Origin of the sequence: Streptomyces sp. NPDC006235 (assembly GCF_040613735.1) — a bacterium.
GTDB lineage: Bacteria > Actinomycetota > Actinomycetes > Streptomycetales > Streptomycetaceae > Streptomyces.
Map to the genome: position 1 here is coordinate 159,474 of NZ_JBEXSR010000008.1, position 14,199 is coordinate 173,672.

The window sequence follows — 14,199 nt, forward strand, 5'->3', positions numbered from 1 at the left end:
GCGCCGCTCCTTCCGTCTCGATCGGCCCTGTCACGGCATTCCTCCTGTGGGGACCGGCTGCCCGGTGTTCTGGTCGCTGAACGTTCCGAGGTTCCGCCCCGCCAGCACGTTGGGCACGTATCTGTTGATCTGCAGGCCCGTCGAACCGTCCGGATTCGTGCCGTAGGCGGTGATCTTGAATCCGATCGGTACGGTCCTCGAGCCACTGTACGCAGGCGTCACCTGGTAGAAGACTGCCTGCCCCGCCTGGACGGCGGCCGCGACCTGGTTCTCGTAGTTCTTCATGTTGTTGGCGCCTTGAGCCGAGCCGTTCTGCCAGTCGTTGGCTCCACGAGCGCAGGTGGCCAGGTTCTCCAACTGGGTTCCCGAGCCGCTGAGCTGCTTGCCGAGCAGGTGGCACGCGTTGATGTTCCGCTCCACGGGGACCGCCCCCAGGAATCCGGCGGTGCGCTGTGCCCACTTGTATCCGGGCGGTGCGACCACCTTGGGGTTCGTCCTGGTTCCCTTGTGGGTGTCGAGGTACGACTTGGTCAGGCACGCGGTGGCGCCGGTGGAACGGTTGCCGTTCTTCGTGTCCAGGTCACCGTGCTCGACCCAGCCGCCCGAGCCGCTGCTGCAGTCGCCTCCGGTCCGCGTGTCGTCCTTGGGCGCCGGCCCTCGCGGCGTGGGCTTGGGCTCCGGCTTGGGCGCTGCCTCCTCCTTCGACTCGTCGGACGTGTCGTCGGAGGTGTCGTTCGCCACCTCGGTGGCGACGTAGGCCACGGCGGCGACGACGACCACCGCTGCCACCACCGCGACACCCACCGGGCCCAGCGACAGCGCCGGCATGGCCAGGGCGAACCAGTGCCCGTCCAGTTCGACGTTGCTGGTGGGGTTGCCGCCGGTGAAGGCGTAGCGGTTGCCGGTGAAGGGGTCGGTGCCGAGGCCCATGTCCGCCAGGGCGCCGTTGTACATGTCCCGCGAGGTGAACCGGTTCAGGCCCGGGTCGTAGTCGCGGAAGCCCATGTCGTAGGTGCCGGACTGGGCATCCCACCGCTTGGCGTTGTAGCGGTAGGGGTTGAACGCCTCCTTCGTCGGGTCGGCAGCGTCCGGCTTGTCGATGCCGGTGAACTCGGAGGTGTCTTCCGAGCCGTAGGCGGTGTAGCCGTAGGTCGCCTTTGTGTCACCGGTGTCGGTGGTGAGGGTCTCGACGTCGCTCTGGCTGTTGTAGCCGTAGTGCGCGTCCTCGCTCGTCCCGTCGCTGTTGCGCTTTACCATGGAGAGCCGCTGGCCCCACGGGCTGTACTCGTAGGACTTCGTCAGCGCGCCGGCGACCTCCTCGTTCAGCACCTCGTCGGACATGCCGAGGTACTGGTAGTCGGTGGTCTTGCCGTTCGCGGTCTTGGCCGTGGTGCGGTCGAGCGGGTCGAACGTGTAGGTCGTCGACTTCATGGTGCCGTCGGCGCCCCGTTGCTGGGACTCGACGACGTGGTCGAAGCCGTCGTACACGTTGCGGGACTGGATCTTTCCGTCGGCGGTGACCGACTCCTGCCGTCCGAAGGGGTCGTAGGTGAAGTTGGACGTCACTCCGTTCGTGGTGGAGGTCTGCAGCCGGTTGCGGTCGTAGGTGAAGTCCGTGGACTCGTTCTTGACGGTCTGGCTGACGACGTTGGCGTTGTCGTCGTGGACGTAGCTCTCCGTGCCGGCTCCCGTGCCGGTCTTCACCGCTTGCGCCAGCCGGTCGGCCGGGTCATAGGTGAGGTTGGTGGTCGAGGAGAGGTACGCCGTGCGGTTGTCGGCGTTCATCTTCTTCGACACGTCCTGCGCCAGGTTGCCGTTGGCGTCGTAGGCGTAGGTGTGCGAGGAGACCAGGGTGCCGTTGGGCTTCTTCTCGGTCTGGGTTTTCGCCGTGCCGTCCCGGTAGTAGGTGTGGTCGACGGTGTTGCCGTTCGGCTTCGTCTCCTGCAGCGGCAGTCCGCGGTCGGTGTACGTGTACGAGGAGACATGCGGGGACTGATCCGTGGCGGAGTCGCCGACGGAGACCGTCTTGACCAGCTCACGCAGGTCGTACGTGAACTTGGAGTGCTGGTCGGGGTGGCTGATCGTCTCCGGCTGGCCGTTGATGTCGTACGAGTAGGTGGTGGCCTTCTTCTCCTGTCCGGCCAGCGCCTCGGTGACCTTCTGGACCTGGTTGAGGCCGGTGTAGGTCAGGGTGTACGCGTCGATCCTGGCACCGGACGAGGTGTCGTCGATCGACGCCAGGTTGCCGTTGAGGTCGTAGGCGTAGGTGAAGGTGTGCTTCTCGGTGTCGGTGTCGCCCGAGTTGTCGCGCACCAGCTTCACACCGTCGGCGACCACGGCACCGCCGCTGTTCTGGAACAGTTGCAGCTTGGCGGAGTTGCCCTGGGTGAAGGTGTGGGAGCCCAGCGGGACCCAGGTCCCGGCTCCTGTCGCCTGGCTGATCGTCTTGTCGGTGGTTCCCGAGGCGTGGGTGACCGTGTACTTGGCGGACGTGGCCGCTCCTGACACCTGCGGGTACTTGACGTAGACGGTGTAGGTGCCGTCCCTGGGGATGTTCAGCGTCCAGGTGAACGCGTCGGTCCCGGCTCCGGCGGCGTGGACCTGGTGGTTGTGGCCCTGCTGCCCGGTGGCACTGGCCTTGGTCCAGGTGCCGGTCGAGCTGGTGTTCTGAGTGTCGGAGTTGTCGACGAGCGGGACCGCGGTGCCGACCGGCACGCCGTCGTCCGTCTTCGACTTGAGGCGGCCGTTGGGGAAGTAGCTCCATCCCATGGTGCGGTTGAAGGAGCCGCCGGCCGAGGTCAGGGTGCGGGCGGTCTGCTGACCGACGTCGTTGTAGTCGTAGGTGGTGGTGATGTCCCAGGGGTCCGTGGACGACCTCAGCCATCCGTTGTCGAAGTACTCGTAGGTGGTGTCGTTGCGGACGCTCTGGCCCTCGGAGGGCGGCAGCGAGGTCTTCGCCACACGGCCGACCTCGTCGTAGACCGTCTCGCTGTACACGTTCGGGTCGTTGTAGCGGGCGTCGCCGGGGGCGTACGGCTGGTACTGCTTGGTCGGCCGGTTGAGGGCGTCGTACTCGGTACGGCTCTCGAAGTCGCCCGCCGTCGTGGTCTCGGTGCCGCGCGGGCTGATCGCCTTCGTGACGTTGCCGACCTGGTCGTACTCGGTCCTGGAGACCCGGTAGGTGGTGCCCTCGTGAGGCACCTTCACCTCTGTCTGCTTGCCGCGCTCGTCGTAGGTGACGAACGTGGTGTTGCCCTCCTGGTCTGTGGTCTCGACCGCCAGGCCGTCCTTGTCGTACGTGCTCGACGTGAACTTCCCGGCGGCGTCCGTGACCCGCACGACGCGGTGGTTCAGGTCGTACGCGCTCTTGGTGGAGTAGTCGGTGGTGTCGGCGGTCGCGTTCTTCTTGGGGTCGATGACCGTGACGACGTCGCCGACGTTGTTGTACTGGTAGGCGGCCTTGTCCCCGGCGGCGTTGACGACCGAGGTCAGCTGGTAGATCTCGTTGTAGTGACTGGTGGTGAGGTAGTCGCCCGGCACGGAGGTGGTCGCGGTGCCCTTGGGCTCGGTGACCGTCTTGACGTTGCCGACCTTGTCGTACGTGTAGGCCGTGGTGCGTTCGGGAGCGGTCGGCGAGTCCTTCGGCGCGGTCGCGGAGATGACCTGGTCCGCGGCGTCGTACACCGCCGTGGACACTGCGCCGTTGGGCGCCGTGACCGTGGTGGCGTTGTTGTTTGCGTCGAATTCCGGGGCCGGAGTGGTGATCAGCTCGGCCTCGTCCTGGTCCTTCGGCACGGTCGAGACCAGCGGACGCCCGAAGGTGTCGTAGTCCTGCCTGGTCGTCTTGCCCCGCGCGTCGGTGACCTCGGTGACCTGACCGCGCTCGTCGTACACGTACGAGGTGGACTTGTTCAGTGCGTCGGTGATCCTCGCCGGGTAGCCGGTCGGCCCGAAGTCACTGTTCGTCGTCGGATTGCCGTTGGCGTCGACGGCCTTGGTCAGCTGCCCGTAGGAGTCGTAGTCGTACTTCGTCGTGTAGTCGTCCGGGACCGTCGTCGTCGCGACACCCTTGGGGTCGGTGACCGTCTTCAGGTTGCCGAACGTGTCGTAGCCGAACTGCCACGTGCGGCCCTCCGGGGAGGTCTTGCGGAACAGGTCGGCGGAGTAGCCGTCCGCACGGGTCTGGTACTCGTACCTGACGGCGTTGGCCGGCCACTTGGAGGTGTCCGTCACGCACGTGGTCGTCGGGTCCGGGACACCCGACTTGTTGTTCTCCGCGTCACGCTTCCAGAGCGGGTAGCCCGTCTTCTGGTCGTAGCAGTACGCGGTCTTCGCCCCGTTGTCCTCCTCCAGGTACGTGACGTTGTTGTCCGCGTCCCAGCTCATCTTGACGTTCTGGGACTTGGCGTTGGTCGTCTGGACCGGGCGCCCGAAGTCGTCCGTGACGTACTTCGTGGCGTGCGTCTCGGCGTCCGTGACGGTGGTGTCGGTGAACTTCGTGTTCGTGGTGTTCGCCGCGTACCCGAAACCGGTGTTGCCCTGCAGTCGGTCCGTGATGGTCTTGGTGCGCCAGTGGTACTTCGGATCGTCACCGGCCTGCGGCGCGTAGTACGCCAGCTGAGTGCCGTTGCCCCGCGGATCGGTGGCCTTGACCAGCTTGACGTTCTTGTTGCCCTGGGTGGCGTCGTAGGTGAACTTGAAGACCTTCGGCTGGGGTGAGCCGTCACCGTCGGTGAACCGGCCGAGCAGGCCCTTCGTCGTGTAGAAGAAGGAGATCTTTCGGACCGGCAGGCCCGGGGCGGACCCGGAGATGTCCGTGATCGACTTGACGTGGTCGTAGATCTTCGAGTTCGTCAGGTTCGAACCGGTGACCTTGGCGCCCGTGTCGTCGATGTACTCGTACGACGCGTCGCCCTTCTTGTAGTACTCGACCCGCAGGGACTGCCGGCCGGCAGGGTCGGTGATGTACGTGAGGAACTTCGTCGGCTTGTTGTTGGACTTGCGTTCCTCGTACGTGTATGTCTGCGTGTTGCCGTTCTTGTCGACGACGGACGTCAGGTAGCCGTCGCAGCCGAACAAGAAGCGCGTGCCGTCCGGGCGCAGCAGGGTCCAGGCGTCCGGTACCGGGTCCTTGTTCGGGGTGCAGTCCAGGCCCGCTTTCATGGTGATGCGGTAGTGGACGCCCGCCGGGGCCTTCCAGGTGCCGTCGGCCTGCCTGGTGAAGACGTGCGTGGTGCCGTCGCCGTCGGGCAGACGGATCTCGGTGGCGTTGTTGTTCGGCTTCGGGTGGAAGTCCAGCGGGGCGCCCAACCGGATCGGGCCTGCCAGCTGCGCCGACCAACCCGCGCCTGACACCGTGTCGGAGGTGTCCAGCGAGTTGTACGCGAACCGGGCGGACGTGGTCAGGCCGCGGCCGGGGTTGGTGAACGCGTTGTAGGACCACACGCTGTTGCCCGAGGCGAGGTTGTTCATCACCGTCGAGCCCGCTCCGGTGTTCTTGCCGGTGTAGGAGTAGAACTTCTCGAGGCCGAGGGCGTTGGAGGTCGGGTCCTCCACCGCCACGTTCTGCTTCAGCGTCGGAATCCCACCGGTGCCGGCGGACAGCCAGCTGCCGTCGGAGACCTTCTTGACGTCCCAGCCGAGCACGTATTCGGTGCGCTTGTTGCCGGAGTCGGAGTTGATCGGCGTCTTGACCTGTGCCTGGATCGTCGCCGACTGGCCGGGGCTCAGGGCGGGTACCGCCGTGGAGAGCTGGTTGCCACCGGTGGTGACGTCCGTGCCGTCCGGGAGCTTCCACGTGTACGACAGCACCCGCTCCCCGCTCGCCCACGCACTCGAGGTGGTGTTGGTGACCGTGAAGTCCACCGTGTACGTCGAGTTGGGGGTCATGCGGGCGGGGGTCTGCGGCGCGTAGTACGTGTCCTCCGTGGTGGAGTCGACGTAGATCACGCGCAGCAGCGGGCCGAGCTGGTAGTCGGACGCCTCCGACGCGAGGAACAGGCTGCGCTCCTGCGGGCCGGTGGCCGTCTCGTCCTTCAGCCTGATCATCGCGCCCTTGTTGGAGGACGGTGTCCTGGCCCAGCCCTGGGTGAGCGAGGTGGCGTCCCACCAGTGCCGGCCGACCTCGGAGACCTGGGCGACCGTGTCCGAGACCGTGCCGGAGTGGTCACCGCCGGGCGTCGTCCACGCCGTCGTCGACGTGGCGTTGTTCCAGGTGGCCGACGTCTCCGCGAAGTCCCGGGTCAGACCGCGCAGCTCGTAGATCGCACCGTTCGTGCCGGTGGTGGTCTCAGCGCCCCACATGAACAGCCGCGACTCCAGCACCGTGGCCGTGGTCGGAATGTCGGAGGTGGCGAACTTCAACGCCGCGCGGGTCTTGCCGTAGGTGGCGGAGTTGTTGCCGACGCTCAGCCACTTCTGGCCGACGCCGAAGGACTGGATGGCGTCCTGGTTCGTGGTCGGCTGCGCGGACGACAGGGTCGTGTCCGTCACCCCCGATGTGCCCTGGATCAGCCGCATCGTGCGGCCCGCCTTCGGCACGCCGACGATGCGGGTCGGTGATCCGAGCAGTTCGCCGCTCTTGGTCTTCACCGCCAGCTGGTAGTAGTACGAGCGGCCGATCTCGTTCGCCGAGGAGTCCGGGGTCGGTGTCGCGGTGGTGTCCGTGTAGCTGGTGGCCGCCTTGTCGATCGGCGCGACGAGCGTCGCGGCCGAGGGCGTGAAGGCCTGCTGCGTGGAGCGGTGCAGCTGGTACTCCACGATGTCCAGGCCGCTGTCGCCGGTGGTGTTGGAATACGTCTTCCACGACAGCTCCGGGCCCGTACCGTGGGTCACCGTCGGCGAGTTCAGGGTCGTGCCGACCTTGCCGTAGGTGACCGTCAGCCGCGGGATCGTGGAGGTCTCACCGCCGTAGTCGCCGTCGCCGGCCTCATAGCGCGGACCGCCGGTCTTGGCGGTCGCCGACTCGTCCGTGGCCTTCAGCACGAAGCCGTGGTTGGCCGTGCCGTCCAGCCACTTCTGCACCGTGTCCGTGACCGGGAACTTGTGCCACTGGTTGTACTCGCCGGTGTTCTTCACGATCGACGCCGGGTTCACCCAGCGCACCGCGTCCGCGATCACCGCCGTCGAGCTGTCGGTGTCCCCCAGGACGACCTTGCCGGCCGTGCCCTTGGCGAAGTCGATCTGCGAGCCGCCGTTGAGGGAGGCCCACACCCCGCCCGAACCGGCCGTCTGGTCCACGGTGTAGGTGGCCGTTCCGTCCTGACCGGTCACCGTGTAAGGGGCCGCCGTGGAGCGGTCCGAGGCCGTCACATGGTGCGCGTCCACCCGGTAGGAGGCCGTCTCCGGGATCTTCGGCTGCCAGGTGTAGGTGTCAGTGGTGATCGAGTCCTTGTTGTACAGGTAGTCGCCGTCGATCCCGTACGTCTGCGACCCGGGCTTCCACGTGCCGACCGCCGCCGTCGTCCCGGCGTCCCCGTCGTCCACCTGCACGCTCGTGCCGGACAACTCGCCCACCAGCGTGCTGGTCTTGTCCCAGGTCGCCGACAGCTCGTCCCAGGTGCCGGTGGCCCGGTAGGCGCCGATGGTGACGTCGTTGGCGTTGGTGGTGTGGGCTTGGTCGAAGTACATCTCCAGGCGCGCGGTGTCGATCTGCGTGCCCGACGGGATCTCGCTCAGCGGGAACTTGATCAACGACCGGGAGGTACCCGTGTCGGTCTTGCCCGCCGACAGCTTCCAGGTGGTGTTGAAGTTCGCCGACGCCTGGTCCGACAGGACCATGACATCCTGAGAGTCGGTCGGTGACGGCGCGATCGTGATCGTCGGGTCGATCACCACCGGGTACTGCCGCTCCTTCGACGCCAGCCACTTCTCGTCCGGCGTGACGGTGAGCTTCCAGGAGTCGCCGTCCTTGGTGAGCTTCTGGGTGACCTTGGTGCTGTAGGTCCTGCCGAAGACGGACTTCTCCGCCTTCTTCGCGTCCGTCATGTACGGCGCCGGGATCACCAGCTCCGGCGTGTTCGGCAACTCGCCGTACAGCGCGATCGAGCCGTCCTTGCGTGCCTTCGGGGTCAGACCGTCCGCATCCAGCGTGAACGTGAACTTCACTGGAGTGTCGGGGCGTTCGGCCAGGGTGATGTTCTCCTTCACCCGGCCGGGGCCGACGGCGTACTGGATGTCCGCGCCGTGCACCACATCCTCGTAGGTGACCGTGGAGCCCTTGGCCGTCGGCTTGAGGTCCTCGTCCTTCACGCCGTCGAGACCGAGGGTGACCGAACGGCCGCTCGGCGACGCGAAACGCACCAGCCGGTCGGCGTCGTCACCGAACCAGGACCGCCCGTTGTTCGTGGTGTTGGCGAACTCAAAACCCTTCGCCTTCGTACCACGCACGGCGGTGTCGATGGATTTCCAGGAGGCCTTCTTACCCGACCCCGAGCGGTACGACGTCGGCACCGCCGACAGCTCCGCTTCCACCCGGCCGTCCGACAGCTGCCAGAACCGCGCACTCGCCGTGCGCCGGCCCTTCAGCTCCTTGACCCGCTTCGCCTTCGGAGCGGCCTTGCCCTTCGGCAGCTTCTGCCGGTCGGCCATCTCCAACTCGTCATGCGACGGCGGTTTGGCCAATTCCCCGCCATCATCATCGTCATCCGCGAACCAGCCCTTGACGGCATCGACAATTCCCTTGTCATCACCGTCGTCAGCGGGCGCCGCATACGCGACCTGGGGCAACGCGGTGCTCGTCACCGCGGCTACCACCAGACACGCTATCAGCCTGCCCAGTCTGGGTTTCACGCCAAACCTTTCCTCTTGCGTCATGGCATAAACATGCCGCCGGAATTAGCCCCGGCCGCAAGACACGAGTTCAGAGACCGGGGCGCCGGGTTTCTATTCATTCCGGTGACGCATTGTCAAGTGGTCGGACATTGCGGACGATCGACACTGAAAAGGTCGCCGAGTGCCCGATATTTCCCTTCGCTTGCCGTCGGCGAACAGCATCGTGTATAACCCGCCCGATTCAACTTCGAACAATCCCATTTCCGAGGGGGATAATTCATGGACGACAACACACAGGAATCCGCGACGCCGTCACTTTTCCGGCGCGCGAACCGGTCCGCTCTGATCGTGTCCGGCGTGGTGCTGGCCATCTGCGCGGGGCTCGTCACCTACGGCGTCCTCGGCACGGGCGGGAGCGACAGCAGGCCGGAGCGCCGCGCCCCCACCGCCTCGGTCACCTACGAGGTGTCCGGCCGAGGCACCGCGGACATCACCTTCCAGGCCCGCAACGAGGCCGGACAGGCCACCGTCGTCAAAGCCGCCGCCCTGCCCTGGCGCAAGACCGTCGACGTTCCCCTCGGCCAGGCCCCGACCGTCAGCATCACCCTCGGCGAGAACGGCGGTCAGGCCCGCTGCACCCTCACGATCCGCGGCCGCTACGTCCAAAGCGCCACCGCCAGCGGCACGTTCGGCCGCGCCACCTGCACCGGCGCCCTGCCCACCACACCCGCGACCGCGAGCTGAGCTCGCCCTTCTTCTCCCGAGGAGTTCCCTGTGCACCCCCTTGCCCGGAAGGCTCTGGTCAGCGCCGCAATTCTCAGCACCCTCACCGTGATCTCCGCCTGCGGCGGGCACAACGCCCGACAGACCGCGGCCACCGACTCGCTCGAGGTGCCGCAGTCACCGCAGGACACCACTGCCGACGCCGTGGCCGGCAGCGCGTCACCCAGCGCCTCCGGCTCCCCCTCCGCCGGCCCCTCCCCCTCCGCCTCCGGCGACGCATCCACCTCGCCCTCAGCATCCGCCTCCACATCGGCGGGCGACGCGAAAGGGACCGGACAGTCCGCGAGCGGCACGGGATCGGGGTCGGGCTCCGGCGATACGGGATCCGCGGCCCGGGCCCCCGCCGCGCCCGACTTCCCGGTGCCGGTCGAGGTGGGCGACGCGACCCAGCTGATCACCGTCAAGGCCAGCGGCTCCTACGCCACCGTCACCGCCTGGGCCAAGGGGTCCTCAGGCTGGAAAGCGCAGTTCGGCACGAGCGCGGGCCGGGTCGGCTCCAACGGCGTGACCGACGGGGCGACCCGCCGGCAGAGCACCTACACCACCCCCACCGGCACCTACACCATCACCGAGGGCTTCGGCCACGTGGCCGGCGGCACCGCCATGCCCTACCACGTGGTCACCGACGACGACTGGTGGGTGCAGGACCCCGAGTCGAAGTTCTACAACTCCCTGCACGGCGAGGCGGGCGCCGACTTCCCCCTCACCGAGTCCGGCGACCGCGGCAGCGAACACCTCATCAACTACCCCACTCAGTACGCCAAAGCCCTCGTCATCGACTTCAACCGCCGGCCCGCCACCCCCGGCCGCGGCGCCGGCATCTTCCTCCACGTCAACGGCAACGGCGCCACCGCCGGCTGCGTGTCCGTCCCCCGGGCCACCATGGACCGCATCATGAGCTGGATCACCCCGTCCGCCCACCCCCGCATCAGCATCGACTGAGCACCGCCTCCAGTCCGTCCGCCGATCCGGGCCCGGGTGGCCGGGCCGAAAGGCCGGTGAAGGTCTACTACCTCGCGCGGGGGCGGGAGCCGTCAATCGGTCGACGGCCCGGCGCAGGTGCGTATGCGAACGAGGAAGTCGTGATCGGGGCCCGCGGACGGGCTGTGGACGAGTTCTTGGGGCATCGTCCCAGTCAGACTGCTGAGTACGGGCGGTCAGCGAAGAGGGCCTGTCGCACAGCCGCCCTCAGCCCCGCTGTCTCGCGCCGAGGTTTCCGCCCCCCAGCCCCGCAGAGCCTGCAGGACAGGGCCGAGGCGGTGTCCACTCGGGGTGAGCGCGTAGCGCACGCGCGGCGGCCAGCCCGGCCGGCGGTCGCGCTCGACAGCAACGCGGCAACTGCAGAAGCCCGAGAGGGTTGTGCGGGCCCGTCGTTCACGCTCCACGCCCCTTCGCATAGCGCCGCCATGCCGCTGTCGCCAACAGGGCCGTACCCGCGCAGCCGACCAGGAGCGTTCCCCATTGCGGGACGTCCGCCGCGCGCAAGAGGCCCGCGACGCCGAAGCTCGTGTTCCAGCCCGCCTCTGTGAGGGCGGAGCCGAAGCCCTGGATGGACAGGATGGCGCCGAACAGCCAGAGCAGGCCCTGGCCTGACGTGGTGCCCGAGGTGTTGAGCTGCTGCCGCTTCGGCATGGCGGGTCCCTTCGGGGAGTTTTTTCGATGCGGTCGCATCACATCGTGCAGGGTCGGCGGATATGATGCAAGTGCATCGGAACAACGGGGTCGGGGAGGAGCGGCGCGTGCCCAAGCAGGTGGACTACGAGGAGCGGCGGCTGCGGATCGCGGAGGCGGTGTGCGCTCTGATCGCGCGTTCCGGGATGGAGGCCGTCAGCCTCCGGGACGTCGCCACCGAGGCGGACGTGTCCATGGGGGCCGTGCAGCGGTGCTTCCGCACGAAGGAGGACATGCTGCTCTTCGCGCTGGAGCACATCTCACAACGCGTCAGCGAGCGCGCCGAGCAGCGCATCGCAGCGACCTCCACGCCACAGGCCGCGGCCACCCTGCTGTCGCACACCCTGGCCGAACTCGCCCTGCTGGACGAGGAGTCGAGGACCCAGGCGCATGTGTGGCTGGCCTTCGTCGGTCACGCTCCCGCCAGCGAGAGGCTTACCGCCGTCCTGCATGAGACGTACGGCAAGCTCCATGACCTCGTCGTGTGGCTCATCCGCTACGGCCAGGACACCGAGGAGATCCCGCGGCATCTCGACGCCGTCCAGGAGGCGCATACGCTCCTCGCCGTGGCCGACGGTCTCACCGTCCACGTCGTCTCGGGGCATCAGTCCCCGGAGGGGGCGTCGGCCGTCCTCCAGCGCCACGTCGACTCACTGCTGGGGCGAGCAGGCGCCCGGTAGCTTTCAGCACTTTCGCCCCATATGAACCAGTGTTCTACGGTGGATACAGATGGACGAGAACGACGCTGCTCACCCCGCACGGATCATCGAGGGGACGCCATGACGGAGACGACACAGCGCAGAGACACCGCTACCGGCACGGGAAAGCAGGACGGCACCGCTCCCCCGGAGGCCCGGGGAAGCACCGCGATCGCGGACGCGGTCGTGGCGAAGATCGCGGGCATGGCGGCCCGGGAGATCCCTGAGGTGCACAACCTCGGCGGAGGGATGACCAGGGCCTTCGGGGCCGTGCGCCAACGCGTGCCGGGCGGGGGCAGTGGGGTCACCCAGGGCGTGAAGGTGGAGGTCGGTGAGCGCCAGGCCGCCGTCGATCTCGACGTGGTCGTCGAGTACGGCGCCGCCATCGCCGACACCGCCGCTGACATCCGGACCAACGTCATCAACGCGGTGGAGCGGATGACCGGGCTGGAGGTCGTCGAGGTCAACATCGCCGTCGACGACGTCCATCTGCCGGATGAGGAGGAGGACGAGGGCGAGTCCGAGCAGGAGGGCCGTCGCGTGGCCTGAGGATTCGGGTCCGCCGAGGGGAGGGTCACGGAACTCCCGCCAGTCGCAGCAAGGCGGTCGTGCCCGCCGCCGCCAGTACGACCACGAGGAACGGGGCCCTGCGCCAGGCGAGCACCCCGCCGGTCAGGACCCCGAGCGGTCGGGCGGGGCCGGTGAAGGCGTGGTCGTCGGTGAGGGCGGACGTGGCGGCCAGGGCGGCGAGCAGGAGGACCGCCGAGACCTCCAGCAGTTTCTCGGCGCGCTCCGGGAGCGTGAACCTGGCACGCAGGGCCGGCCCGGAGAGGCGGAGCAGGAAGGTGCCGGCCGCCAGGGCGAGCATCGCCGCCAGCGTGGGTGTCAGGGGGAGGGCGGTGTCGTTCATCGCGTGGCCTCCTTCCTCGTCCGGACGGTGAACAGGGGCAGGGCGGCCGGCGCCAGCAGAACCGGCAGGCCCGCCGGGAGGAACGGGGTGACGGTCAGGGCCAGGGCGGCGCCGGCCAGTGCCGTGCGCCGCAGGGGCCTGTCCTTCAACGCGGGCAGAATCAGCGCCAGGATGACCGCGGGGAACATGGCGTCCAGGCCGAGTACGTCGGTGTCCCGCACGGCGCTGCCGAGCAGTGCGCCCAGCGCGGCGCCGACGGGCCAGCAGATCAGGATGCCCAGGCCGCAGAGCCAGTACGCGGCCCGTTTGCGCTCCGGCTCGTCCTGGGCGAGGGCGAAGACGACCGTCTCGTCGTTCATGAGATGCGTGCCGAGCACTCCGCGCCAGCCCCGCCCGAGGACGTCATGCACCGCCAGACCGAACGGCAGATGGCGTGCGTTGACGAGCAGCCCGGCCAGCAGCGCGGCGATCGGACTGCCGCCGGCGGCGATGATCCCGACGAACAGGAACTCGGACGAGGCGGCGAGGACGAGCGCCCCCATCAGGACCGGGAACCACCAGGCGAACCCGGACGTGACCGCGACGGCGCCGTAGGACAGGCCGATCACCCCTACCGCCAGGCAGACCAGCGCGATGTCGCGGAGCAGCGGGCCATCCGGTATTCGGCCCGTGGGTGCGGGGGCGCTCAGCGGCTCATCCGGTGTTCTCCAAAACGAACGCATGATTTTTATAGTGAACATGGCCTACGATGTTCGTCAAGACGAACGAGTGCCCCCTGGAGCGAACACAACATGTCCGACGCCGGACCCGCCTCCAAGCCCCCGATCGAAGTGATCGCCGCATCACTGCGGGCGGAACGCGTCCGGGCGGGGCTGTCCCTCACCGAGGTCGCCCGCCGGGCCGGGCTCGCCAAGTCCACGCTCTCCCAGCTGGAGTCGGGCACCGGGAATCCCAGCCTGGAGACGCTGTGGGCACTCTGCGTGGCCCTGGAGATCCCCTTCTCGCGGCTGGTGGCCGTGTCGCGGCCGCAGGTGCAGGTGATCCGGGCGGGAGAAGGGCCGGCCGTCGGGTCCGAGCAGAGCGACTACCGGGCCACGCTCCTCTCCGCCTCCCCGCCCGGGGCCCGGCGTGACGTCTACAGCGTCGCCGCCGAGCCGGGGCCGCAGCGCTCCTCGGCGCCGCACCCGCCCGGAGTCGTCGAGCACGTCGTGATCAGCTCGGGCCGGGCCCTGGTGGGCATGGCCGACGAGCCGGTGGAACTCCATCCGGGCGACTACATCTGCTATCCGGCCGACGTCCCGCATGTCTTCCAGGCGCTGGAGCCCGGGACCCGTGCGGTGCTCGTCTCCGAGCATCACTGAGGGT

10 protein-coding genes are annotated in these 14,199 nt (G+C 68.1%); 5 read left to right on the forward strand and 5 right to left on the reverse strand.

All coding sequences use genetic code 11. The features are described from left to right. Nucleotides 1-30: 30 nt before the first annotated feature. Nucleotides 31-7,779 (reverse strand): DNRLRE domain-containing protein, encoded by a 7,749-nt coding sequence (locus ABZ192_RS13120; protein ID WP_356924642.1) that lies wholly within the window; start codon nt 7,777-7,779, stop codon nt 31-33. 1,272 nt (nt 7,780-9,051) lie between these two features. Here ABZ192_RS13120 and ABZ192_RS13125 point away from each other — a divergent pair. After that, nucleotides 9,052-9,516, forward strand: a complete 465-nt coding sequence (locus ABZ192_RS13125) for a hypothetical protein (RefSeq protein ID WP_356924570.1) — start codon at nt 9,052-9,054, stop codon at nt 9,514-9,516. 30 nt (nt 9,517-9,546) lie between these two features. Further along, entirely contained in the window at nt 9,547-10,497 is a 951-nt protein-coding gene (locus ABZ192_RS13130) for a L,D-transpeptidase family protein (protein WP_356924571.1), read from the forward strand. 215 nt (nt 10,498-10,712) lie between these two features. Here ABZ192_RS13130 and ABZ192_RS13135 read toward each other — a convergent pair whose 3' ends face one another. Both ABZ192_RS13135 and ABZ192_RS13140 read right to left on the reverse strand, forming a co-directional pair. Next, entirely contained in the window at nt 10,713-10,952 is a 240-nt protein-coding gene (locus ABZ192_RS13135; RefSeq protein ID WP_356924572.1) for a winged helix-turn-helix transcriptional regulator, read from the reverse strand. Next, the gene (locus ABZ192_RS13140) at nt 10,930-11,187 is read right to left on the reverse strand and encodes a hypothetical protein (protein WP_356924573.1); all 258 of its coding nucleotides are present in this window, start codon (nt 11,185-11,187) and stop codon (nt 10,930-10,932) included. Before ABZ192_RS13140 ends, ABZ192_RS13135 begins: the two co-directional genes overlap by 23 nt. Before the next feature lie 107 nt (nt 11,188-11,294). On the opposite strand from ABZ192_RS13140, the gene ABZ192_RS13145 reads away from it, so the two are divergent. Then, nucleotides 11,295-11,906 carry a TetR family transcriptional regulator C-terminal domain-containing protein gene (locus ABZ192_RS13145; RefSeq protein ID WP_356924574.1) on the forward strand — a complete coding sequence of 204 codons (612 nt, stop codon included), beginning with the start codon at nt 11,295-11,297 and terminating at the stop codon, nt 11,904-11,906. A 99-nt stretch (nt 11,907-12,005) separates the two neighbouring features. Further along, a complete protein-coding gene (locus ABZ192_RS13150; protein WP_356924575.1) occupies nt 12,006-12,473 on the forward strand; it encodes an Asp23/Gls24 family envelope stress response protein in 468 nt (155 codons plus the stop codon). 25 nt (nt 12,474-12,498) lie between these two features. Here ABZ192_RS13150 and ABZ192_RS13155 read toward each other — a convergent pair whose 3' ends face one another. Both ABZ192_RS13155 and ABZ192_RS13160 read right to left on the reverse strand, forming a co-directional pair. Further along, nucleotides 12,499-12,834, reverse strand: coding sequence for an AzlD domain-containing protein (locus ABZ192_RS13155; RefSeq protein WP_356924576.1), 336 nt, complete (start codon nt 12,832-12,834; stop codon nt 12,499-12,501). Continuing rightward, nucleotides 12,831-13,556: an AzlC family ABC transporter permease gene (locus tag ABZ192_RS13160; RefSeq protein WP_356924577.1), complete on the reverse strand. Its 726-nt coding sequence runs from the start codon at nt 13,554-13,556 to the stop codon at nt 12,831-12,833. The genes ABZ192_RS13155 and ABZ192_RS13160 overlap by 4 nt, the downstream gene beginning before the upstream one ends. Before the next feature lie 69 nt (nt 13,557-13,625). Between ABZ192_RS13160 and ABZ192_RS13165 the strand changes: the two genes are divergently transcribed. Beyond that, entirely contained in the window at nt 13,626-14,195 is a 570-nt protein-coding gene (locus ABZ192_RS13165) for an XRE family transcriptional regulator (RefSeq protein ID WP_356924578.1), read from the forward strand. Nucleotides 14,196-14,199: the final 4 nt, after the last annotated feature.